Raw genomic sequence first — 24,384 nt, forward strand, 5'->3', positions numbered from 1 at the left:
CATAAGCGAAGCGGGTTACGGCAGGCCTTTCGGTACGCTCAAGTAACTGTTCAGCTATGCGAATTCATCCGAGTAGATATTACGCCTATACTACCATAGGCAGAATTGTCACGCAACAAGTCTGTATCAATCCTTGCCCGAAACGGCCGAATTCTCCTCCAGCCGCCCCGTCTGTCCGTCCCAGAGCCAAGCCGGGCGGCTGCCCGCAACATGCGCGCCTCCGTACCAGTCGTCCCACTCCCCGCCTTCGCCGCGGTTGGCCGCGCCGTCCAGCACCCGTCGCCCGAATGCCGTCAATGCGAGCGTCCCCTCCCGGAATACCGCACGGTCAGACGGCGAATCACAGTCGCCGTCCATCCAGGCAAGCAGAGGCTCCGGCTGCTCCGCCAGCCCGTTCAGGATATGGCGGAATTGCAGATCGCCCATGCCGAGCAGCTGCATCTTCACGGTGAATATGCGGAACATCCCATCCGCCGCGAGATTTCCCTCCCTTGCCAGCTCCAGAATCGCGCGCTCTGCGCTGCCAAGCCCGTCCCGGGAGGAAGGGAAGCGCGCCAGATGGGCCCGGAACGCATCGTGGGCCAGCGGAAGAGCGGACGTATCGCCGTCCAGCAGCCGCTGCAGCCTCATCGGATCTGCGGACGCATACGCCTCCCATAAGCCGCTCCCAAGCTCAAGCTGCTCTTTCCCGATCGGCTGCCAAGTGCCGGACAATGCTCCCAGCTGCCTGCCCGAGAGCTGGCCGAGTCCGATGAAGGGCTCCACGCCCGGATACTCCCCGATGCAGAGCAGGCTGAGCCTGACCGATTCCGGCTTGCGCCGGGCAAGCTCATGCAGCAGATAGGCAAGCATGCTCTGGTCGTACAGATCATGCTCGAACCAGAGCACGACCTCGCCGAAGCGCTCCAGCTCTCCCAGCTTGGCTTCCTGAGCCTCGCAGGCAGACAGATATTCCTCACGCGGCACTCCCAGCGTCTGCTCCAGATAGTGCGCGCGAATCTCCCTGCCGTCCTTATCTGCGCCGTCTGCGAAGACAGGGCCGTGGTTGTACGCTTCCCGCCAAGCGACGATCTCGCCGCCGATGCCGGACTCCCGCAGCTTGTGCGCGGCGCAGTCTCCGTTCGTGATATGAAGCATGTCGTCTCCTCCTTCATATAGTTCCTTCAGCATGGCAGCGGCATCCGCTACCGGCATGGCGCGCCTGAGGGAACGGCGGGCATCGTGCAGCCTCTTCTTGAGCGCTGCTGGAGACACGCCGAGGAAGGCCGACATCTCTCCGAGCGAATACCCTCGCCAGTAATACAGCTCGGCGGCGGTCCGCTGCTTCGCGGGGAGAGAGGCCAGCGATTGACGGAGCTCCTCTGCCTCCAGGCGCCTCTCCACCTGTTCTTCCAGCGACTCCCCGAACGCCGCCAGGAAGCCGTCGTCATAAGGGGCCGAGGGCAGCTTGCGGCGCCGGGTCATCCGGTAGCACTGACGCTCCACGATCCGCCGGAACCAGCCGGGAAACGCCCCTGGGTCCTGGAGAGAATGCCTGTGCAGGTACGCCTGCGTGAAAGCCTCCTGCACGGCGTCCTCGGCGTCGCCGGAGTCCATCAGCTTCTCCCTCGCGATGGCCATCGCCATCGGCGTGAACTTCCGGACAAGCGGCTCAAAATCCGATTGTTCCAAGATTGCCGTTCCCCCTTCGTCTCCATGCTCTCCTTAAGTGCCATCGAAGCGGCCGAAGGTTACCCGGAGGCAAAAAAAGAACACCTCTCCGTCTCCATCACAGGAAAATCCGGTAAGGCGCCTTTGCCGATGCTAAATATAAAGGGTCTCGGGGGCATGCAACGAGCTTACGTCCACGCCCAGAAAAATCCGTCCCGGTCCCAGGCGACTCTGCCCCGGTGCAGCTTGCGGAAGGCCTTCTTCACTTCCTTCTCCAGCGAAGCATGACCCTGCTCGTTGGTGAACACATACTGCTCCCCGAACTGCTCGCGCACATGGGCAACAGCTTCTTCCTGGCGAAGCATGCCGCGATTCTCGATCTCCCCGACCATCCACTTCGCAATCTGCTGCTCTACCTGCGTATCCTTCACTTCCTGTGAATGCTGCAACTGCTGTGCCGCATCCGTTTGCTGCGTCTCCCTGTTTCCCTTCGTTTCTTGCGTCTCTATCCTTTCCTCTGTCTCGATCGTTCCCTGCTCGTCCTGCTTGCCTTGCTGCTCCATCGTTTCCGCACCGCCTTCAGCCTGATTCTGTTGCCATCAGTATAGCATGTTCGGCTTCCGCCGCCGAATCAGGCAGGAGCTCGCGGTCCAGAAAAGGATACTCATATAGGGGCCCTTCAAAAATTTTATCGAGTCCGGGATGAAGGAGGAAATCATGCGGGGCTACCAGCGCTGGCGGCATTTCGAACAGACCGAATCCGCTCCGTTCCAACGCCTCGGCCACGAACTGCGAGCAGAAGTAACGGTCGCGGGGCTCGATCCGAATATTCAAGGCGATTCCAAGCAGTCCGATCAGGTTGTATTTGCATCGCTCTCCGGCCCTTCCAAAGCCTTCAAGCACCGTGCCTGCATGCTTGTACTGCTCCTCGGTCGCGCTCAGACGAAGCAGCACGCATCTTGTATCGGGGTGTCGGCGGAATATGCCGCCATATATATCCTCTTCCACAAATCCGGCAGCGAGGGGGTTCGACAGGCTCTTGCGTCCAAAGCTGTACGCCCGATGCAGATCCAGATCAAGCGCCAGCGACGCGTGATTGTAAGGCGCTCCGGTAAAGCTTTTGATCAGCTTCGTAAACAGAGTGCCCGTGTCCGTAAGCAGAATGTACACATTTCTCGGCTTTCGCTCTTCTTGGCCGCCCATCCGTCCGCCCCCCTCGCTTTTTTTGTTGGCTGAGCCTCAGGATAGCATGGCTGCGACCGGAGCATAAGCGTCTGGAGGTTGAGGATGCTCTGGACCTTAGGCGGGCATGTTCAGCCGCCGAAGTCCGGCTTATATAGGAGGAGAGGCTCTGCAAAGGGGCTTTGGCGCCCTTCGATATGCCGGCCTGGCCGGACCGAAACCTGAAACCCCCCGCCTGCTTGATCGGTACTATAGACATACCGCAACGAAAGGTGGACGCTTATGATCAAAAAACATCTGCTGCCCCTGCTCCTCGTTCCCGCCCTTTTCCTGCAGGGCTGCTCCTTTCTCGGGGGCGTCAGCGACTCCTTGAGCTACACGAACGAAACCGTCGCCTATATCAACGAAGCCGCCGACTTCTCGCAGCAGCTGCCCGAGATGACGCAGCAAGCCCTGTCCGATCCCGCCGCCCTGGACCGGCTCACGGCGGAGCTGCAAGCCATGCAGGCGGAAATCACCGCCTTCAAGGATCTCCAGGCGCCCGAATTCGCCTCGGAAATCGACCAGCAGCTGACCGCTTACAGCGATACGCTGAACACACAGATCAGCGGCCTGCTGAAGCAGGCGGAGGCGGGCGCCGTCAGCCTGCAGGCTCTGGAGCAGTCGCAGATCATGCAGACGGCATCGCAGATCACGGAGATTCTTGATCAGGTCAAGCAGTTGGGGTCGTAAGGCTCCATCTGCTTGGCCAGGGCCCGATTTTGCAACCCGGAAAGCAAGAGACCGTCCCGAAGCCAATGGCTGGCTCTGAGACGGTCTCTTTTCCTTGCTCCGGCAAGCCGGCTTCAGCTCAATAATAAGGAGCCATGAACAGATACACGATGACGCCCGTGAAGCTTACATACAGCCAAATCGGCATCGCCCAGCGGACGATCTTCTTATGCTTGGCCACCTGCATCGTCCATCCCCATACGAGCGCGAACAGCGCGAGGGGAACGATGACGGCCGCCAGGAAGCTGTGGCTGATCAGGATCGTGAAGTAGATCGGACGCAGAATGCCTTCGCCGCCGTACTTCGCCGTCTCGGGAGAGACGTAATGGAAAGTCAGGTACGTGACAAGGAACAGCAGCGTCGAGGTGAATGCGGCGAGAATGAAGCCCTTGTGAAGCCGGATATTTTTCCGGATGATCGCGATAAGCGCGGCCACGAGGAAGATGAACGTGAAGCTGTTCAGAATCGCGTTGATCCGCGGCAGGATCGTGACGTCGAAGCTGACCTCGCCGCCGTATCCGATCGGACCGAAGAACAGCAGCAGGATAATCGCGTTGGCCGCGATGGATATGCCGATGATCCACGCCGTGAAGTTGCGGGTCGTGGACGGCTTGTACGAATCGGGGGATTGGCTGCTCAAAAGGAAACCCTCCTTGGGATGCCGCCGAACCGGCTGCGGCCGGATGCGGACTTGTCTTGTCTTCATTATAGGCCAAGACGAACAGCCGCTCCGCCGGCTTCTGTGACAACAACTTGAATCTTGCCTCTGTCAGGGCGGGCTGAGAGGCTCCCGATTGCCGGTGCGCTCGGCTGCTTCAAGCCGTATCCCAGCCAGGCCTGATCCGCGATGCCGGATGCACCGCCATCGGCGGAATCAGATCTTGTCCGCGACGAACGCATGCACGGCCATCGGCCTCATGGGCCGGCCCGATTCGGCATAAGCCCTCAGCAGCTTCAGCTGGGAGCGGACCAGCTGCTTGGCCTTGTCCGGCATCGGAAGCGGCGAATCGAGCTCCGCCGGGGCTTCCGCGAGAGTCAGCTCCGTCTCCCACCTCGCGTCGTGCATTTCCGGCGAGTGGACGGCCGTCTGACGGGAGACGGTCCACCCGGCTTCGGACGCCAGCTCGCGTATATCCTCGGGCGTGAACAAGGTCCGGACGTTGGAGAAGCTGTTCATTTTGTAGCATTCCACCTGCGATTGGATAAGCACGGCCATATAATGCGCCAGCTGTTCCGGTTCGTCGACTCCCATATCCCACTCGGCGAAGCAGAGCTTGCGCGCCCAGCGCCGCACCTTCGTCAGGATAGCGGCCAGCTCCTCGAACGACTTCAGATACCAGGAGCAGTGGGAGAGTACGACGAAATCGAACTCGTTGTCCTCAAAGCCGACTTCATCCGACAAGACGTCGATGCCATAATCCATCCGGATTCGGCTTCCCAGCGGGGACGCCTTCAGCTTCGCGGCCGCCTCTCCAACCGTCATCGGCGACCCGTAATCCGGCGGCGCGATGTCGACTCCGTGTACGAATCCCCGCTCGCCGGCAAAGTGCGCCAGCACGGCCGTCGTGTCTCCTTGGCCGCAGCCGATTTCCAGAACTCGGCTTCCTTCTTTTATTTCCCAAAAACGAGCCAGCTTAATACGATGCTCGGTCTGAATCTGCTGGACGTCGGACAAATGGCCTTCCAGGCCCATTCCCTCCACGATCGCTTCGATAATGTCCTTATTCATAAGCAGCCTCTCCTTCCGCGAATCGTTTCTCGCTCTGCTCCCACTTTAATCCTCGACAGCCTTCAACACAATCCCTGAAAGGGCGGCCAACTATCAAGAAGAGGCGATCCACGCCAGTTATCGCGAGATTAGACGCATGGGCTTATGCAGTCAGAGGGACAGTTGTCGCGAGTTCAGACGCAGGCTAGAAGGACTTAGGGTCCGTTCGTCGAACAAATGCTAACCAGAACATGGCATAAAGGGAGTGTATCTCTAGATGGACAAAACGAACAAGGAAAGTTGGATAGAAGCAGACATCGTTTCGCTGCAGGCAGCCATGGAATCAGGCGCGCTGTCGGCGGCGGCTTGCGTCCGCTGGTACCTGGAGCGGATCGAACGGCTCAACCCGAAGCTGAAAGCCGTGCTGGAAGTCAATCCGGACGCGATTGCGGTCGCGGAGGCGCTTGACGCGGAGCGGTTGGAGCGCGGATCCCGCGGACCGCTTCACGGCATCCCGATCCTGCTCAAGGATAATATCGATACGGGCGACCGCATGCACACAAGCGCCGGCTCGCTCGCTCTTGCGGAGCATTTCGCTGGGATGGATTCGGCCGTCGCCGAGCAGCTGAGGGCTGCCGGAGCTGTATTCCTGGGCAAGGCCAACATGACGGAGTGGGCGAATTTCATGTCGGGCACGATGCTGTCGGGGTATAGCTCGAGAGGCGGCCTGACGCTCAATCCTTACGGTCCCGGCGAGCTGTTCGTCGGCGGCTCAAGCTCCGGCTCCGGCGCGGCGGTTGCCGCAAATCTGTGCGCGGCCGCCATCGGCACCGAAACCTCGGGCTCGATCATCAGCCCATCCTCGCAGAACGGTCTTGTCGGCCTCAAGCCGACGATCGGACTCGTCAGCCGCAGAGGCATCATCCCGATCGCGCACAGCCAGGATTCGGCCGGTCCGATGGCTCGTACGGTCCGGGACGCCGCAATTCTGCTCGGCGCCATGACGGCGGCGGATCCAGCCGATGCGGCCATGCAGGAAAAAGGGCGAAAAGCATATGCGGATTATACGCCTTTCCTGGACGCAAACGGTTTGCAAGGCGCGAGAATCGGCATTCCGCGGCATTATTACCAAGGACTCGATGACGCACGGGCGATGATCATCGAGCGGGCGATCGCCTTGTGCAAGGATCGCGGGGCGATCATTGTCGACCCGGTCTCCATGCCTTGCGAGAGCGCGAAATGGGATTGGGACGTGATGAGGTTCGAATTCAAAAAAGGGCTGAACGATTATCTGGCCCAAGCAGGCCCCGGCGCTTCCGTCCGGACGCTGGATGAACTCATTGCCTTTAATGAACAGAATCGCGAAGTCGCCCTGAAATACGGGCAAGACACGCTGATCTGGTCGAACGAAACAAGCGGCACTTTGTCTGAACCGGTGTATGCCGAGAGCTTGCGCCTTAACCGCGAATTAGCCCGGAATCAAGGCATCGATCATGCGATTCGCGCTTACAGGCTCGACGCGCTGTTGTTCCTGGGCAACGAGGAAGGGCTCGATGTGTCCGCTCGCGCGGGATACCCCGTTATCACCGTGCCGGGCGGGTACGCGGAAACAGGCATCATCGCTGAAGACGGCTGTACGACCAAAGGGCCCCAGGGAATTACTTTTGTCGGAACCGCCTACAGCGAGCCCGTGCTTCTACGGCTGGCCTACGCCTACGAACAAGCGAGCCTGCACCGGCTCGCGCCGGCCGATCCGGACTGAAATCGAAGCCGGAATAGAAAGGCTGAAATCGTTCATGCAGACGTTCTCCAAACGGGAGCGGAATAAAACAGCGGCGGAAGACAGGGCTCGCGCCCGGCTTCCGCCGCCTTTGCTTGGTTCAGGAGAACATTTATGGCGCCGCTATTCCAGCGTCACGTCGTCGATAAACACCTTGCCGCCGCCCGACGCCTTGGCGATCTGCACGCCGACCGCCTGGATGAACGACTTGTCGATCTTGCCTCCATTGGCATCCTTCGTGCCGTTGAGGTCGAGAGTGATCCACTGGTATTCGTCCGTCAGCTGAACGGTTCCCGAGGATGCCCAGGCCCATCCGCTGCCATGCTTGATGAACAGCTGGGCCGAAGCGCTTCCGCCGGAGATGCGGGCCTTGACCTTGATCCTCGAAGCGTTCGTGAAGTCGAGCGCCCCGTAGCGGGTCAGCTCGCTCGTCGCTTCCCCGGAGACGCTCGCCGGAATGGCCGAGCTGAGAGCCTTGCCGGCGCCGTCGTCCTCCAGAGCCGGAGCGGACAGGTTCAAGCCGTTGCTGTCGACGCTCCAGCTCGATGCCGAGGATTCGAAGTCGTACAGAACTCCAAGCGGAAGGCCGCCATTTGCGCTGCCGTTCGGCACCGTGCCCGCATTGGGGTCGGTCAGCGCCTTGATATCGTCGAAGTACATCGAGCCGGTCAGCTGATTGCCGTTCGGCACGGCGTTGGTGTAGATGGAGAACGCCTGCACGTTGGCCAGCTTCAGCTTGGTCAGCGTGCCGGTCGCTCCGTTGGCCGGAGCGAATTCATTGAAAGGAGCGATAATGAGCTTCGCTTCCGTTCCGGTCGTGTCCGGGTAATACTCGTAGGTTTTGCCGTCCGCATTGATCTGCATGACGAGCTTCTGGCCCTTGCCGTCCGGCTGGTACCAGAACTGGAGCGCATTGAAGCCCGACCAGTCCACGCCGCCGAGCGACTTGGTGATGCCGGCATACCCGCTGCCGGCAAGCGTGTACGTGTATTTTAGGCCGTAGCTGCCGCTGCTTTTGTGCGCGCTGTCCAGCGCGGTACTCGTGGAATCGCCGCCGGCATGGACGAATTTGGAGCCGAGTGCTTCGTTGCTGCCGAGATAGCCCTCGAAGTCGTCGACCATGGCCGGATCAAGCACGGCATCTGCATATGTGCTGTACAGCTTGATATTGTCGATGTAGACCGGAATGGAGTTGTCCGCATTCAAGCCGCTGCCGACAATGGACAGGGCAATCGAGCCGGCCTGCTTCAGCTTATCCTCGTTGGGGAAATCAATGACTGGCGTATACCGGTAGTAGTCCACGCCGCCGATTGCGACGATCGGAAGATCGCTCAGGGATACTTGAGTCGTGCCCATTCCGTATTTGTCTTCCCAATCCGGGGGCAGCTGGCCGACAGCCTGAAGGCTGCCTTTCCCTTCGCTTTTCGCCCCTGCGGACACAGGCACATAAGCCTCGAATTGGATTCGCTTGACGCCGCCCAGGTCTGCCGATCCCGCGACTTCCTTGGCGTTCTTCAGCTCCAGCTTCATCTCCTGCCAAGTATCGCTGTAGACGAGGTCGCTAACCGTCAGCTTCAGCGCCGTGCTTCCGTTGAAGTCGGCGGCATCGATCGCATCGACGCTAGCTTGATAGCCGCCGTTGTTCTGAACGCCTTGAATGCCGGACTCGAAGTCGTACGTCCCGATCTCAATCTCCGGAACCTTCACGAACACCGTGTTCGTCTGTTCATGCAGCACGGAGCCATCCTCTCCGTATACTTTCACGGTCAGGGCTGCCGTCTTGCCGTTCAGGGAACCGGCCGGCGACCATACAGCCGTATAATAGCCGGTGGCGGCATCCAGGGTCAGAGGCATCTCCCGGTTCGAGCCTTCGACGAGGTACACCGCTTTGGACGGCGCCGCGTCCAGCACCCGCACCCGGATCACGGCCGTGTTGGAGCGGATCGTGCTCTGGTCGGTCGGAGAGGCCACATGGACGAACGGCTGCTCCTCGGACGTGTCGGCCTTGCGGTTATAGGCTCCCGTTACGCCGGCCGCGAACAGGGAGTACGGCTCGTTGTAGAACTGGATGAAGTCGGGCAGCATCTGGTTCTCCTGCCCATCCGGCAGCGGGTAGGGAACATAGGTGGAATCCGGCCCGAAGTTGGCCCATGTCAGCATGTAGGCCATTCTTTTCGCGTCGGGATCCGATTGCAGCGCCGCGGACAGCTTCGTGAAGAAGTCCGGCGTCGAGTTGCCGCTGGTCATCATCTTCTGGTAGCCGAATTCCGTCAGGGCGGCGACCTTGCCCCGTTCGTCCGCGATTCCGGAGACCGTCCTCGCTTCCGTCACGACGCCGTCGAACCAAGTCTGTCCTTCGCCGTTGTAATAGCTGTCGAAGCCGATGATATCCGCATAGTCGTCGCCCGGATAGGTTTCCATGTAGCGGCTCTCGTCCGTGCCGAAGCCCCCGCCCGGCGAGAAGCCGTACAGGAAGTTGCGGACTTCCTTCTTGTCCCGCAGGTACTCCACGGTATAGCGGTAGATTTCCTTGTACTCGTCCTTGGTCGTGAAGGCGGCGCCCCACCAGAACCAGCTGCCGTTCTGCTCGTGGAACGGACGGAAGATGACCGGAATCGGATTGCCGTCGTCATCCTTGAGATGATGGGCGAAGTCGGCGATGTTGTCGAGGAAGGCGTTGAACTCCGCATTCTTGTCCCCGCCGGGGAGAATATGGGAGACGACATTGCCTTTCACGTCATAGAAGCTGCCGCCCGTGACGAAGTTCGGCATATGCGAGCTGAGCGTCAGCACGCCTCCGTCGTCATAAGCCTTCTTCATGACGCCGACCAGGTTGTCCCGGCTTTGCTCGAAGTCGCCGGCTACGCCCGGCTTCTCCTTGCCTTCCAGGCTGAGCGTGTCCCAGCCGAAGAGCGCCGGATAGTCGCCTACGGCGTTTTTGGCGTCGGACTGCGTGCCGTCGCGATCCGTGATCGACAGCCCTTCCGTCGTTGCGTGCTGCTGGCCGAACAGGATGTTTTTGCCGCGCAGCTCGTTCAGGTACAGAAACAGCGAGCGCGTCTGGGCGCTTGCGTTGCGGTCAACGAGATTGACCGCCGGAGGCGCCGGCGTCACGGTTGGCGCCGGTGTCGGCGTAGGGGCAGTCGTCGGCGACGGAGCGGCCGTCGGTGCCGGTGTTGCCGTTGGCTCTGCCGTCGGCGACGGATTGACCGTCGGCGCTGCGGTAGGAGCCGCAGTCGGAGCCGGCGTGACGGCAGGAGGCGTTGACGGCGCCGGTGTCGCGGTCGGAAGCGGACTTCCGGACGGCTTCAGAGCCCCGTTCTCCACGTAGTAGACGCCCCTCTCGATTGCGCTTCCGTTCCAGGTCGCTCCGGAGACATTCACGGCCAGGCTTCCGATGGAGAAGCTGTCGCTAGCCGTAATGGAGGCTGCCGCGTTGATCTCCACGGAACCGACTTTTGTCCCTCCTTCAAGCTCGACCTTGGACGGGCTGCCCACGACCAGACGGCTGATCTCCGTTCCGCTTGCCCATACGCGGACTTGTCCGTCCGGACGGTTGACGAGCACCTCGTTCAGCCTGGAATCGCGGATATGGACGGAGTTCGGGCCTCCGCCCGCTAGGAAGGTTTTGCCTGCGACCTTGACGCCGTCCAGCGTCGCGTCGCCGCTGCCGATGCCTGGCGTCAAATACAAATTGCCGCTGATGGACAGTCCCTTCAGGACGACGCCGTCATGATTGACCAGCGCATTGCCCGCCACCTTGCCTTCAGCGGATGTGCCTGCTTGCGCGTAGTACCCGGCAACGAGCTTGTTCAGCAGCGTGACCGCCTCGGCTCTGGTCATGTCGCCGGACGGACGGAAAGAACCGTCCGGGTATCCGCTCACAATTCCTGCCAGCGCCTGGACCGCTTTCCGGGCGTAACCGCTGATTTGAGCGGAGTCGATGAACGTCAAGCTTCCGGAAGCGCTGTCATTTGCCTCCAGCTGAAAAACCCGGGAAAGCATCGCTACCGCATCCTGGCGGGAGATGGCGGCCAGCGGGAGCGCTTTGTTCCCGTCGCTGCCCTCATAATAGCCGGCGCTTCTGGCCGAGGAGAGCGCGGCCTGGTACCAGGCGCCTTCCTTGACGTCGCTGAAGGGCTGGCCGGATGACCCCGAGAAGCCGAATACCTTGTTGATCAAGGTCGCGAATTCCGCTCTCGTAATGCTTCCATCCGGCTTGAAGGTGCCGTCCGGATATCCGGCTGCGACGCCGTTCGCCATCCATTGGGAGATCGCCTCGCGAGCCCAGTGTCCTTGCGTATCTGTCGCGCCTTGGCCGGCTGTCTGCCCTGCCGGTGCGGCGGCCGCTGCCGCCGACAGGACGGGCGCTGCCGCCAAAGCGGCTGTAAGGAGCGCAGCGAGCATTTTGGGAGTCCTCTTCATCTATATCCTCCTCGACTGGATGGAATTGAAACCGCCGCTGAAGCCCTGCTTCGATATGTAAGCGGTTTATTTTTCCATTATATAAGTCCACGGCTAGCGAAAAACATGCTCCCGGTTATGATTAATAGCTCTCAGTTGTCTTTCTTTGTTAGGCCTCGTTAGCTGGCTCCGTTGCAGCGCCCAAGCATCTGAGCAACAAAAAAAGAGTCCGGATCCGGACTCTGTTGTTGCCTGTACGGGGCGGCAATGCCCGATCCGCGCCTGCAGCGCTTGGAAACGAGGCGATGCCCCGGCACTCCTGCGGCTATGGGCGCATAGGCTAAAAAGCATATTCAAGGATGGGGGAATGACCATGCACTGGCTCAGCATCATCGGCATCGGGATTGCCGCCAATCTCGACAATCTCGGCATCGGGATTGCTTTTGGCGCGAAGAGAACGCTGATTCCATTCCGATCCAACCTTCTGATCGCGCTCCTCTCCATGGCCGCGACATGCGCCGCTATGCTTGGCGGCCATTTCCTCGCCGACTTTCTCGATCCCGATGCCGCCAACAGCATCGGCGGAGCGCTCATCGCCGTCATGGGAATGCTGGCGCTCATATCCGGCTTGAGAGAGGCAAGCAGGGCTGGCCGGACGGCTTCTCCAAGCGGAGGAACCCTCCTCCAAAACCCTCTGCAGGCCGACCGCGACGGCAATCAGATTCTGTCCTGGAGCGAATGCTGGGCTCTGGGGCTGGCCTTGTCGCTCAACTGCATCGCCAGCGGCATCGGAGCCGGAGCCACCGGACTGTCCGCAACGGGCGTGACGCTCTCGATCGGAATCTTCTCGCTGATCACGGTCGGAATCGGAGCCGGAATCGGCGTCCGCTTGGCCCGAACATGGCTGGGCCGCTACTCCAACGCGATCGGAGGCCTTCTGCTCGCGGCCATCGGACTCTACGAAATCTTCATCTGACCGGCTACCAGCGGATCTCCTTGAGCGCCGCCGCATACAGCCGCTTCCGTTCCTCCGCAAGCTCCCAGCCGTCTATCTCTTCCAGAATCCGCTGGCGGTTCGTATATCCTTTGGCCAGCCCGTTGAGACGGGCTGCCAGCGTGGAAGCCTCCCATTCCTTGCGGGACGGGAACAAGAAGTCGAGCTTGCTCACCGCATCGGGAAACCTTTTGAGGGCATGCTTCTGATGCCGCTCCTCCGCCACCCAGAATTCCGCCGCCTCGGCAATCTCCGTATCCGGGACGGGCTTTCCTTCGAGCGCCAGGCCGCTCAGCTTCTCCCGGATCGCCTCCAGCTGCTCCCGGCCGCTCCAAAAGACGATGGACTGGTACTGCCTGTCCTTGTATCCGTTGATATTGGCCGGATTATGGCTGCTCCAGAACAAATCGAGCAGCTCGCGATAGGAGATGACCGACGGATCGTATTCAAGCTGCACCGTCTCCGAATGGTCGCCCATGCGCCTGTAATCCGGGTCCGGCGACGTCCCTCCGGCATAACCGGTCACCGTACGCAGCACCCCGGGCAGCGAGCCGAACAGCGCCTCCGGCCCCCAGAAGCAGCCCATGGCGAAGGCGGCCGTTCCGCTCAGCCCCGCGTTTTGGCGGCTGCCTTGCTCCTGCATGTCTTTCCCCCCTCAAAAAGCTGTTTTTTCAATCTTAGTAGGTATACCCATTGCCGCTCCGGATTAAAAAAAGGCTAGCCCCCAAGTCATGAAATGACCGGGAACAGCCCTTGACTTGTTTCGGCGCATCCAAGCCTCAGGAGAGGAGGGATGCTTCTACCGGGTTTTCCGCCTGCTCAATGAGCCGCATGAGCGGACTGGCCGTCCTTGGCTTTCTCCGAATCCCGCTGGATCCGCTTGCCTCCGACCAGCAGCGCAACGAGGATGCCGAGCGCAACGAACACGAGCCCGGTCAGAGCGACCGTTTCGAAGGAATCGACCCAGGCCTGCTGGATGAACAGCACGACCTTGTCCTTGAGCTCCGCCGGAAGCGGGAACTTGTCGGGATACACGATGACGCTGAACAGGTCCACGCCGCTCTTCTCGATGCCCTCGACCGTCTGGACGACAGCTTCTCCGCCGCCGGCCTTCGCCTCTGCGGACATCGTCTCGACATTGGAGCGGAAGGTGTTGTTCATGACGACATTGAGCACCGTGACGCCGATCGTACCGCCGATGGAGCGGAAGAAGGTCGAAGCGGACGTGACCGTGCCGAGCCGGCTTTTCGGGAATTCGTTCTGCACGGCGATCATCAGCGTCGGCATCACGAGACCCATGCCGAAGCCGAGAGCGATCATGTACAGATAAGCGGTCCATTGGGCCGTGTCCAGCCCCATCGTGCTGACCAGATAGAAGCCGAGCGTCGTAATGATCATGCCCGCTGCCAATACGGTACGGTACTTGATGCGGAGCAGAAGCTGCCCGCCGACGACGCTTGCGACGATCAGAGCGATCATCAGCGGTGTCATCGTGGAGCCGGCTTTGGTCGGGGATACCCCCAGAATGCCTTGCATGTACAGCGGCACGAACATGATGGCGCCGAACATGCCCAGGCCCAGCAGGAAGCCGAGGCCGTTCGTCACGGAGAAGACGCGGTTGCGGAACAGCGAGAGATCGAGCACGGGCTCGGCCGCGAACTTCTCTGCCAGAAGAAATAGAATCGTAAAGAGCAGGGCGCCTCCGAAAATCAGGTAGCTTGTGCTCGATGCCCATGCGAACTTGTCGCCGCCGAAGGTCAGCCCGTACAGGAACAGGATCAGCGCCGGAACGAGCGTGATGATGCCCAGGTAGTCGATGTTGGCCTTGCCCTCCAGGCGGACCGTCTCCCGCTTCAGGCCGATGTAGATCAGAAGCGCGGAGATGATGCCGAAGGGCACGTTCATCAGGAAGATCCAGTGCCAGCTGACGTTGTCGACGATGACGCCGCCGATGAAGGGACCGATGACCGAGCTGAGGCCGAAGATCGCACCGAATACGCCCTGCCATTTGGCCCGCTGCTCCGCAGTGAAAATATCGCCGATGATCGTCTGGGACAGCGGCATCAGCATGCCTCCCCCGATGCCCTGGAGGCCGCGGTACAGCACCAGCTGCTCCATGGAGGCAGCTGTGGCGCACATCGCGGAGCCCGCTGCGAAAATAATGGCGCCGATCAAATACAGCAGCCTGCGGCCGTACATATCCGACAGCTTGCCGACGATCGGAACGACGACGGTCGAAGCGATCATGTAAGCGGTCGTCACCCAGGCGAAAATCTCGAAGCCTTGAAGCTCGGTAATGATGGTCGGCATCGCCGTCCCCACGATCGTCTGCTCAAGGGCGCTGAAAAACATTCCCATGATGAGGCCGGTAAGCACCCATTTCCGGTTGATGCCGGTTGATTGCATGTTGGTTCCTCCACTTTTTGACCGATCGGTCATGTGCTATAATGTTGGTAGAAAAGGATAGAAAATCTTGCTGATGACTGTCTTTACATTCACCCTTCCAGTCCTATCCATTCAAAACATAAAGCTTATTATAGTTCCGTTTGACCCGTCGGTCAACTGCTTTGGGGGCGAATTATTCATGGATAAAAGAGACCTGATCCTGCATTGCGCCATGGAGCAGTTCATGCAAAAAGGCTATCATCAGACGACCATGCAGGATATCGCGGACGCGGCCGGCATCGCCAAGGGCGGAATCTACTTCTACTTCAAATCCAAGGAAGAACTGATTCAATCCGTATTCGAATCCTATCTCGAACGGATGTCGGGCATATTGGCGGAAACGGCTTCCCGTTACGAGCCGGGCTCCAGGGAGAGCCTCTTCCAGCAGATCAAAACCCAACTGGACGAGCTGACCTCGCACAGCAAAATGCTGCTCCTGCTCTCCAGCGGCCAAATCAGCCTGAGCGAGCAGATGAGAGAGCTTTCCATGAACGCGCGGCTCCGCTCGTTCGTCTGGTTCCGCAACCAGCTGGTCGGCATCTACGGCGCGAGAATCGAGCCTCATGCCTTCGACCTGACCGTGCTCGTGACGGGATTAGTCCGCGAGTATATCGGATTCATCCTGTTGAATGGCGCGAAGCTGAGCTCGGCGAAGCTCGCCAGGATGATTGTCCGGCGGCTGGAAGACTCCGTCCGCGGGCTCGAGAATTCCGGGGACGAGCCTGTGCTGACTTCGGAGGCATTCCGCACCTTCTACCCCGAGGGGGACTTCGGGGACGGGGCGGAACGGCGCCGCCTCGTCGAGGCGGCAGCAGCTCTGCTCAAGCGGCTGGAGCCGGAGCTCGAGAGCGATGCCGGCCGGCTCCATCGGCCTGCGGCCGGCATGCTCCAAGAGGAGACGGCTTCACCTGCTCCAAGGCCGGTCGTGATCGAGGGCATGCTGGCGCTGCTTCAGGCCGTGGACGGCTTGAGCGGATGGCCGGAGACGGCGGCGGTCCGGGCGGCGCTGGCCGCTTGGAAGGCTGTGCCTCAACACGAGCCGAATCCTATGGCGGCGCAGGAAACGTGAATGAATCGGAAAGCCCCAGCCCCTTTAGGCTGCGCTGCATGAATGGCCATGCGAAATGAAAAGGCCGCCAGCCGGATTACCGGCTGGCGGCCTTTCTTTTTGTTCACACCCATTTGCTCTGAAAATCCGCGATGCTCTTGTACTCGTCCTGCAGCAGCCGCGACACGCGGATATAGATCCGGGTAAGCTCTTGATAGATTTCCGTATGCCTTGGAATCGGCTCATGCCGGTAAGTGCCGCCGACCATCTCCGACACGACGCCGAGAGAATCGGCTTCCCCGATCGCGTACAAGCCGAGAATCGCCGCTCCGAGGCAGGAGCTCTCGACGCTCTCCGGCACATGCACCTCCTGGTTGAAGATGTCGGCCATCATCTGCCGCCACAGCTCCGAGCGGGCGAAGCCGCCGGTGGCCTGGATTTTGCCCGGCTCTCCGATCAGCTCCTGCAGAGCCAGGAAGACGGTGTACAGATTGAGGATGACGCCCTCCATCGCGGCACGGATCAGATGCTCCTTCTTATGGTGAAGCCCCAATCCGAAGTAGGAGCCGCGGGCATTGGAATCCCAGAGCGGAGCCCGCTCGCCGGACAGGAACGGATGGAAGATCAGGCCGTCGGAGCCCGGCTTGACGCGCGCGGCGATATCCGAGAGCAGATCGTACGGATCGCGGCCGATGCGCTGCGCCGTCTCCTTCTCGGATGCCCCGAGCTGGTCGCGGATCCAGCGGAAAATCATGCCGCCGTTGTTGACCGGTCCCCCGATGACATACATGTCTTCCGTAAGCACGTAGCAGAAGATCCGTCCCTTGGGATCGACGCGCGGCTTGTCGGTCACGGTGCGGATCGCCCCGCTCGTGCCGATCGTCACGGCGACGACACCGGGTTCGATTGCATTGACGCCGAGGTTCGAGAGGACGCCGTCGTTGGCTCCGACGACGAACGGAATCGCGGCAGGCAGGCCCATATGCTCCGCCCACGTCTCGTCCAATCCCGTCATGATATGGCGGGTCGGGACCAGACGGGACAGCTTGGACGGGTCGATGCCCGCCACCTTCAGGGCGCCGGCGTCCCAGTCCAGCTCATGGATGTTGAACAGTCCCGTCGCCGAGGCGATGGAATGGTCCACGACGTACTCCCCGAACAGCTTGTGGAACACGAACTCCTTGATCGAGATGAACTTGTCGGCCTTGCCGAACAGCCCGCTCTCCTCATTCCTCAGCCATAGCAGCTTCGCCAGCGGCGACATCGGATGGATCGGCGTGCCGGTGCGCAGATAAATCTCGTGCCCGTCATGCTCGCTCTTGATGATGTCCGCCCAGCGGGCGCTGCGGCTGTCCGCCCAGGTGATGCAGCGGGTGAGCGGCTTGCCCGTTCCGTCGACGGCGATCAGGCTGTGCATGGCGGAGCTGAACGACACGCATTTCACCTGTGCCGGGTCCACCCCGCTCTCCAGCATGACCTGCTTGATCGAGCCGACGACGGCGGCGAAAATCTCCTCCGGGTCCTGCTCCGCGGTCGCCGGCGTCGGCGAATAAAGCGGATACTCGATATGATGCACGGCCTTAAGCTTGCCGTCTGTCGTGAACAGGACGGACTTGGTGCTCGTCGTCCCGATGTCGGTGCCGATCATATAGGCTTGGCCCACTTTTCAACCTCCTCCGATGGATGACCGTCATGAACGCGGAAATGGATTTCTCCTTACGGCCGCTGAAGACGGATTGCTGCCCCTCGGCGAAGGCAAAGCTCGTCTTCAATGGCAAGCAGCTGCCGCTTACGGAGAAAAACGCTTCGTACGCATGCGACTGTTTCTCCTGAGCATCCATGTTCAGCGTTTTCCGGTCACCCTGCAAAGGGAAAAGCGAACGCTGGCGTCCGCCTCTCCCCGTTACTTCTTAAATAAACAGATCCAGCACAAGAATGAACCCGAGCGCCGCCACCGAAATGATCGTCTCCAGCGCCGTCCATGTCTGCAGCGTCTCCTTCACGGTCATGCCGAAGTATTCCTTGATCAGCCAGAAGCCGGAGTCGTTGACATGGGACAGGATCAGCGATCCCGCTCCCGTCGCCAGCACGAGCAGCTCGGGGCTGACGCCCGGCATGGCGACGGCGATCGGAGCCACGATGCCGGCCGCCGTCATCATCGACACGGTAGCAGAGCCCGTCGCGACGCGGATCAATGCCGCGATGCCCCAGCCGAGCAGAATCGGGGACAGATGGGACGAGGTCGCCAGCTCCGCGATGTAATCGCCGATGCCGGAATCCAGCAGCACGCGGTTGAACGCGCCGCCCGCTCCGATGACGAGCAGGATTGTCGCCGTCGGCGCCAGGCAGTCGTTGGAGAACTTCAGCACCTTCTCGCGGCTCATGCCGCGGAAGAAACCGAGGCTGAAGAACGAATAGACGGTGGCGATGAGCAGGGCGACTACGGGGTCGCCGACGAACTTGAAGAAATCGTACAGGCCGGCATAATCCGCCTTGTCCTTGAGGGATACGTCTGCGATCGATGCCGCCAGCATAAGGATAACCGGAACGAGAATGGTGAATACGGTGTTGAAGAAGCCGGGAAGCTCCTTGTTGTCCACGTTCTCCGTCAGCTGGTCGCCGATCGCCTTCGGCACTTCCTTATGGATGCGCTTGCCGATCCAGTTGCCGTACAGCGGGCCCGCGATAATGGCGGTAGGCAGGCCGACAATGAGCGAGAAAAGAATCGTTTTGCCGACATCGGCGTTGAAGATGCCTACGGCCGTCATGGCTGCCGGATGCGGCGGCACAAGGCCGTGCACGACGGACAGGCCGGCGACGAGAGGCACGCCGATCTTCACGAGCGACACGCCTGTCTGGCGGGCAATCGTGAACACGAGCGGGATGAGCAGGACGAAGCCGACCTGGAAGAAGACCGGAATGCCGACGATGAAAGCGACGACCATCATCGCCCAGTGGACGTTGCGCTGGCCGAACAGCCGGATCAGCGTTGTGGCGATGCGCTCGGCGCCGCCGGATTCGGCCATCATTTTGCCCAGCATCGTGCCGAGCGCCAGAACGATCGCCAGCAGGCCGAGCGTGTTGCCCATGCCCGTCTTGATGGAATCGATGATGCCGACGGGGCCGTCCTTGACGGAGAGCAGCGGCATGCCCGCCGCCAGTCCGACGCCGATCGCCGTGACGATAAGCGCGACGAACGGATTGATTTTCGCGACCGTGATCAGCAGGAGCAGCACAACGATGGCGAGAAGAACGATTACTAACAGCATAATACAATCACCTCTTGATTGTCATTTGGTTGGGGTGCCGGGTTGAACGTCCGCATACAGGTCCCGGTATTCCTGCGGCGTCATGCCGAACTGCTTCTTGAACGCGAAATTGAAGGAATGCGGCCTCTGGTAGCCGAGGCTGGCCGCGATTTCATAGATTTTGGCGGAGCTGCCCTTCAGCAGCTCCTCGGCCTTGGCCATGCGGGCAGCCTGCATGTAATCGCTCAGGTTCTCCCCCGTCTCCAGCTTGTACAGCTTGGAGAGATACACCGGGTGGAGATGGACCCGGTCCGCCACCGCCTGCAGCGACAGGCTGCCGGTAATCTGCTCCTCGACATACCTCTGGATTGAGCGGATCAGATCCGCCCGCGAGTCCTTCGTTTCCTTCTGCATGTCCTCCCGGATGCGCCGCAGCGTGCGCAGCGACCATTCCTTCAGCTGGTTCACCGAGCGGAATGGAGGCGCCTCGGTCATCGCCGCGTAATCGCCGCCGAGCAGATCCGACAGCTGGCGGCCGTTCTTGTGGGCGATGTAGGCATAAGCACCGGCCAGCGTGAAATAAACCTCGAGCAGCAGCTCCTGCGAGCCGGCTCCATCGGATTCCAGCTCGGCGAATACCCGCTGCAGCTTGTTCTCCATCTCGCTCCATTTGCCCGCGTCGAACAAACGGATCAGCGCAGGCGGCTCATAGAGGCTCTCCAGCGGCTTGATGCCGGCATCGAGCCCCGTATCCTCGAGCCTCATGAACAGCTCCCGCTCGTCGCCGATGCGTCCGCGGAAGGAATCCACGAGCCGGCCGTACAGGCCGGGAATCTCCTCCGGGAATCTTCCTTCCTTACAGACCATGACGGAAATCTTCGCCTTCAGGTACGAGGAGACCGCCGTCTGCAGATCCGCAGCCGTACGCTCGAACCAGGCGGCATCATGGCCATGCGGCGAATCCCGGCGCGGAGCCATGGCGTACACATAATATCCGTAGGCATCCTTGGCCGGCCAGATGGCGTAGCGCGGGCCGAACAGCTCTCCGGCCATGTTGCCGATCGCGTATTCCTTCCACTCCGGATTTTGCGGCCCGTACTGGAGGAACAGCTCGTCGAGCCGCACGATCATGAGCGAGCAGCGGCTCCACTCTCCGCCCGAGAGCTCCAGCAGCCCCATCTTCTCCCGCAGGGCGGCCTCTTCGGGAATCCGCCCCTGCAGCAGATCGAGCAGCAGGGAAGCCCTCATGAGCGGCAGATTTTCCTTCACCACGTAGCTCAGCCGCTGCTGGGAGATGACCTCCTCCCATTCCTCCTCGAGCTTGCCGATGGCCGAGCGGACGGCGGCGGTCAGCTCCTCCTCCTTCACCGGCTTGAGCAGATACGCCTCCGCCTGATGCCGGATCGCTTCCTTGGCATAGTTGAAGTCGGAGTAGCCCGACAGCAGGATGCACTTCGTCTTCGGCCAGCTGCCGCGGATCTCCGCGATCAGCTCCAGCCCCGACATGCCCGGCATCCGGATATCGGATACGACGATGTCGATGGAGAACTGCCGCAGCAGCTCCAGAGCCTCCACGCCGGAGTAAGCCTTGAATACCTGCTCGACTCCGGCTGCCTGCCAGTCGACGGTAGCCGCCAGCCGGTCGACCACATGAGCCTCGTCATCCACGATGAGCAGCTGCGCCATCTTCTCCGCCTCCTTCTTCCTCGGTCGGGCCGCCGCCGCAGCGCCATCTCAGCTCCGCGCGGAAGCCCCCGCCTTGCCCGGCCTCCAGCAGCAGCCCGGAACGGTCGCCGAACTGGTACCGCAGCCGCTGATGCACGTTCCAGGTGCCGCAGCCGATCTCGTCCGACATCGGCTCGCTGAGCTGCCTGCGCAGCCGGTCCAGCCCTGCCGCGTCCAAGCCGGCGCCGTTGTCCTTCACGGTCAGGCTGCACCAGCCGCCTTCCTGCCGGCCTTCGATGACGATGCAGCCGCCTTCGAGGCGCGGCTCGATGCCGTGCACGATGGAGTTCTCCACGAGCGGCTGCAGCAGCAGCCTCGGGATGAGAACGTCCTGCATCTCTTCCGGCACGTTGATCTCATATTGAAGCCGGTCCATTCTCAGGTTGTGGATCGTCAGGTAGCTGCGGACCAGCTCCAGCTCCTCCCGCACGGGAACGAGCTGGTTTTCCAGGCGGGTCGAGTAGCGGTAGTAGTCGGCGAGATTTTCCGCCATCGCGATGACCGCATCCCGGTCCTCCATCATGGCCGAGTTGGCGATGAAGAACAGCGAGTTGTACAGGAAATGCGGATTGATCTGCGACTGCAGCTGCTTGAGCGTCGCCTCGCGGGAGCGAAGCCGCTCCGTATACACATCCTCGACCAGCACCTGGATTTTGCCCGCCATTTCGTTGTAATGCCCGATCAAATCGTCGAACTCGCTCCCCGCCTTGTACTCGATCCTCGAGGAGAAGTCCCCGCTGCTCATCCGGCGCACGCCCCGAATCATCTTCTGCAGCGGAATCTGTACGTTGCGGTAGAGCAGCAGCGCCGAGACGAATCCGATCAGCACGAGCGCCGCGATCGAGCCGTAAAACCAGTTGCGGACGGATGTAATGGGACTGAGAATCCGCTGGACCGGGACGTAATCGGCCAAATACCAGCCGAGCTGAGCGGACTTCACATAGCTGACCAGATAGGACTGGCCGCCGACCTCGATCGTCTGCTGGCCTCTGGTCGCCTCCGTCCGGCTCAGCACTCCGTCCCGGATCGCCTCCGCCATGGCGCGGTCCGAGCTGCTGCCCAAAATAAGCTCCTGACCGGAACGGTACAGGAAGGGATCGCTGCGCTTGTCCTTGCGGTACAGATCCAGCAGATCCCGCAGCGCCTCCGCGGGGAAGCGCACCTGGAACACCGCGTCCGCCTCGCCTGCAAGTCCGGCGTCCGCAGGCTCGGCCGTCTCGCGGAGGAACGTTCCCGCCGGGTTGCCCCGCGACAAATCCTCCTCGTACGTCCATTCCTTGCGGATGGGCTTGTCCCAGCCCCAGGCGTCCGCTCCGTTGACGTAAATGTTCGAGCTCAGCACCGAGCTCTGCCCCGGCAGAGCGATCGACAGGTCGTTCGTCCAGCTGCCGGAAGCGCTTTGCAGGCTGAGCTTCTCCCGAATCCGCGATTGCGCCTTCAGCGGGTTGATCTGCGCCTCCCCCTCGCCGGCGACATAGTCGCGGATATGGGGGTCGTAGCTGAGGATGACCGGAAACAGCGACAGGCTCTCCATGACGTTGTCCATCCGGTTCGCGAAGAAGCCGAGCTCGCTGAGATTGGAGGAGCGCAGCTGCTCCTCCACGACCTTTTCCGCCTGACGGTTGGAATAGCTGTACAGCAGCAGGACCGGAATCAGCAGCAGCGCCAGCACGGCGACCACCTTGGTGAACAGGGACACCCGGCGCCGGCCGGCGCTGCGGTTATTCGCGATCCAGAATCGATTGAAGAACCGCATTCTGCTCATCCGCCTTCTCCTTGATGTCCGGGTAGCCCGTCATCACCCGCTGCACGATTTCCCCTACCGCCTCCCGCGCTTCGGCTACATGGACCGCCACCGGACGGTCATGGTCGATGCCGGTATCTCCGTAGCCGCGAATCACAGCCGCCAGCTCCGGCGGAAACGCCGCCGTGCCTTCCGGCAGGCTCCATACGGACTTCCGGGCGCCGGTATTGCCCAGCGCCTGAGCGGCCAGGACGTTCTCCTTGCTGGTCGCCCAGCGGATGAACGCCCACGCCGCGTCCTTGTCGGCGGTCCGGGGGTTCATCGCCATGCCCCACGAGGTGATGCTGTAGGTTCGGGAGCCTCCCGAGCCCGCGGGGAACGGCGCGAAGCCGACCTTGTCCGCCACCTTGGAGCGTCCGGGGTCCGTCACGCTGTGGTAGATGGATGTCGCATCCGTGTAAAAGGCCGCTTGGCCTTCTGCGAAAAACGCGATCGCCTGCGGCCAGGACATATTGATGACATCCGGGGGACCGTATTCCCGGAGCAGCCCTCCGTACAGCTTGAACGCCCGGATCGCCTCGGGCGAATTGATGGCGGCCTTGCCGCCTGTGGTGAAGTCTCCTCCTTCGGAATAAAGAAACGACGAAACCTGCGTCACGAGCGGCGAGCGCTGGCCCCGAGAGACGAAGCCATAGATGCCGCTTGCCGGATCATGGAGCCTCCGTGCCGCCTCGGCCAGCTCTTGAAGCGTCTTCGGCACCGGAATTCCGGCCTGCCGGAGCAGATCCTTGCGATAATAAAGCACGCCCTGCTCCGTAACGACCGGAATGCCCGCCAGCCGACCGTCCACCGTAGCGGAGCGGACCGCCTGGGGCGAGAAATCGCTCCAGTCGTACGCGGAGTCCTGCTTCACATAGCCGTCCAGATGCTCCAGCCAGCCGTTGCGGTCGAACATCCGACCTTCCTGCAGCGGCCGGTACATGAACACATCCGGCGTGCCCGTGCCGCTCGTCAGCTGCAGGATAAGCTTCTGAGTAAGCTGATCTTCAAAGTAACTTTGGACGATGACGTTCATGCCCGTCTCCGCCTCGAATTCAGGCAGGAGCGGCTTGATCGCATCCGCCCAGGGATGATTTGCCGCCGCGAACACGAGGGTTTTGCCTTGAAACGGCTTGTCCGGCCCCGCTCCGCCTTCTCCGCCGGACCCTGGTCCCGCGCAGCCGGCGAGCAGCGCCATTGCCGCCAGCAGGCCTGTCCGGGCCGCTTTTCGCCCGTATTTCATGCTGCTTCCCCCTTGCTGCCCTTCGGCATGCTTAACGATACCCCAGCGCGCAAGCCCGGGATATAACGAATACTAAATATCATAACCACCGCTCAAGCAATTGTTACGGGAAAGGGAGATTCAGGAAAAAGAAAGACTCCTCTCAATAGCGAAGATGCATTTTCACCAGGACATAGGTCGACGCTGCACCCTTCGCATCCTGTGCACATTGGTGTATAGTCCTTCCCATTGCGAGGCCGTTATCCGATTGTTTCATGGATATCGCATCTCTATGGGTGATTTTGGCTCGGGTGCGGCTGCTTTGGGGTTGGAGGGGGTTGCAGGGGTTGTAGAACTTTAATGGTTATGAAACCTTTGAGTTTGCCGGTTTGTCGGGGTTGGGGGTTGGGGTTTGGGGTTTGGG

The 24,384-nt window shown here is 61.1% G+C and carries 17 protein-coding genes; 4 read left to right on the forward strand and 13 right to left on the reverse strand.

Annotation, left to right across the window (positions count from 1 at the left end; genetic code table 11):
• Positions 1 to 126: 126 nt before the first annotated feature.
• The 3 genes from PHU01S_RS19320 to PHU01S_RS19330 all read right to left on the reverse strand — a co-directional run bounded on the left by PHU01S_RS19320 (position 127) and on the right by PHU01S_RS19330 (position 2,853).
• Positions 127 to 1,671, reverse strand: coding sequence for a sigma-70 family RNA polymerase sigma factor (locus PHU01S_RS19320; protein WP_127509373.1), 1,545 nt, complete (start codon positions 1,669 to 1,671; stop codon positions 127 to 129).
• Between the two features lie 167 nt (positions 1,672 to 1,838).
• Positions 1,839 to 2,081 (reverse strand): DUF6953 family protein, encoded by a 243-nt coding sequence (locus PHU01S_RS19325; RefSeq protein ID WP_373864547.1) that lies wholly within the window; start codon positions 2,079 to 2,081, stop codon positions 1,839 to 1,841.
• 148 nt (positions 2,082 to 2,229) lie between these two features.
• On the reverse strand, positions 2,230 to 2,853 hold the full coding sequence (locus PHU01S_RS19330) for a hypothetical protein (RefSeq protein ID WP_246029286.1): 624 nt from the start codon (positions 2,851 to 2,853) through the stop codon (positions 2,230 to 2,232).
• Between the two features lie 261 nt (positions 2,854 to 3,114).
• Here PHU01S_RS19330 and PHU01S_RS19335 point away from each other — a divergent pair, with 261 nt between their 5' ends.
• Positions 3,115 to 3,564 (forward strand): DUF6376 family protein, encoded by a 450-nt coding sequence (locus tag PHU01S_RS19335; RefSeq protein WP_021878877.1) that lies wholly within the window; start codon positions 3,115 to 3,117, stop codon positions 3,562 to 3,564.
• Positions 3,565 to 3,682: 118 nt separating this feature from the next.
• Here the strand turns inward: PHU01S_RS19335 and PHU01S_RS19340 are convergent, their stop codons facing one another.
• Entirely contained in the window at positions 3,683 to 4,243 is a 561-nt protein-coding gene (locus tag PHU01S_RS19340; protein ID WP_049868752.1) for a DUF420 domain-containing protein, read from the reverse strand.
• Positions 4,244 to 4,477: 234 nt separating this feature from the next.
• Positions 4,478 to 5,332, reverse strand: a complete 855-nt coding sequence (locus tag PHU01S_RS19345) for a class I SAM-dependent methyltransferase (RefSeq protein WP_049868751.1) — start codon at positions 5,330 to 5,332, stop codon at positions 4,478 to 4,480.
• Positions 5,333 to 5,588: 256 nt separating this feature from the next.
• On the opposite strand from PHU01S_RS19345, the gene PHU01S_RS19350 reads away from it, so the two are divergent.
• Complete coding sequence (locus PHU01S_RS19350; protein ID WP_127509376.1) at positions 5,589 to 7,073, forward strand: amidase family protein; 1,485 nt, start codon at positions 5,589 to 5,591, stop codon at positions 7,071 to 7,073.
• A gap of 141 nt (positions 7,074 to 7,214) precedes the next feature.
• Here PHU01S_RS19350 and PHU01S_RS19355 read toward each other — a convergent pair whose 3' ends face one another.
• Positions 7,215 to 11,516: a glycosyl hydrolase gene (locus PHU01S_RS19355; protein ID WP_127509379.1), complete on the reverse strand. Its 4,302-nt coding sequence runs from the start codon at positions 11,514 to 11,516 to the stop codon at positions 7,215 to 7,217.
• Positions 11,517 to 11,862: 346 nt separating this feature from the next.
• Here PHU01S_RS19355 and PHU01S_RS19360 point away from each other — a divergent pair, with 346 nt between their 5' ends.
• Positions 11,863 to 12,471 carry a manganese efflux pump gene (locus tag PHU01S_RS19360; protein WP_246029287.1) on the forward strand — a complete coding sequence of 203 codons (609 nt, stop codon included), beginning with the start codon at positions 11,863 to 11,865 and terminating at the stop codon, positions 12,469 to 12,471.
• Between the two features lie 4 nt (positions 12,472 to 12,475).
• Here the strand turns inward: PHU01S_RS19360 and PHU01S_RS19365 are convergent, their stop codons facing one another.
• Positions 12,476 to 13,132, reverse strand: coding sequence for a peptide-methionine (S)-S-oxide reductase MsrA (locus PHU01S_RS19365; RefSeq protein ID WP_049868747.1), 657 nt, complete (start codon positions 13,130 to 13,132; stop codon positions 12,476 to 12,478).
• A 176-nt stretch (positions 13,133 to 13,308) separates the two neighbouring features.
• Positions 13,309 to 14,895 (reverse strand): MDR family MFS transporter, encoded by a 1,587-nt coding sequence (locus PHU01S_RS19370; RefSeq protein WP_048746354.1) that lies wholly within the window; start codon positions 14,893 to 14,895, stop codon positions 13,309 to 13,311.
• 178 nt (positions 14,896 to 15,073) lie between these two features.
• On the opposite strand from PHU01S_RS19370, the gene PHU01S_RS19375 reads away from it, so the two are divergent.
• Positions 15,074 to 16,003 (forward strand): TetR/AcrR family transcriptional regulator, encoded by a 930-nt coding sequence (locus PHU01S_RS19375; protein ID WP_164763126.1) that lies wholly within the window; start codon positions 15,074 to 15,076, stop codon positions 16,001 to 16,003.
• A 103-nt stretch (positions 16,004 to 16,106) separates the two neighbouring features.
• Here the strand turns inward: PHU01S_RS19375 and gntK are convergent, their stop codons facing one another.
• The 5 genes from gntK to PHU01S_RS19400 form a co-directional block, all read right to left on the reverse strand.
• Positions 16,107 to 17,630, reverse strand: coding sequence for a gluconokinase (gntK, locus tag PHU01S_RS19380; RefSeq protein ID WP_127509404.1), 1,524 nt, complete (start codon positions 17,628 to 17,630; stop codon positions 16,107 to 16,109).
• Between the two features lie 262 nt (positions 17,631 to 17,892).
• Complete coding sequence (locus PHU01S_RS19385; RefSeq protein WP_127509386.1) at positions 17,893 to 19,251, reverse strand: GntP family permease; 1,359 nt, start codon at positions 19,249 to 19,251, stop codon at positions 17,893 to 17,895.
• A gap of 21 nt (positions 19,252 to 19,272) precedes the next feature.
• Complete coding sequence (locus PHU01S_RS19390) at positions 19,273 to 20,916, reverse strand: response regulator transcription factor (RefSeq protein WP_127509389.1); 1,644 nt, start codon at positions 20,914 to 20,916, stop codon at positions 19,273 to 19,275.
• The gene (locus PHU01S_RS19395; RefSeq protein ID WP_246029288.1) at positions 20,891 to 22,720 is read right to left on the reverse strand and encodes a sensor histidine kinase; all 1,830 of its coding nucleotides are present in this window, start codon (positions 22,718 to 22,720) and stop codon (positions 20,891 to 20,893) included. Before PHU01S_RS19395 ends, PHU01S_RS19390 begins: the two co-directional genes overlap by 26 nt.
• Entirely contained in the window at positions 22,677 to 23,981 is a 1,305-nt protein-coding gene (locus PHU01S_RS19400; protein ID WP_127509392.1) for an ABC transporter substrate-binding protein, read from the reverse strand. Before PHU01S_RS19400 ends, PHU01S_RS19395 begins: the two co-directional genes overlap by 44 nt.
• Positions 23,982 to 24,384: the final 403 nt, after the last annotated feature.

This window comes from Paenibacillus humicus NBRC 102415, assembly GCF_004000905.1.
Classification (GTDB): domain Bacteria; phylum Bacillota; class Bacilli; order Paenibacillales; family Paenibacillaceae; genus Paenibacillus_O; species Paenibacillus_O humicus.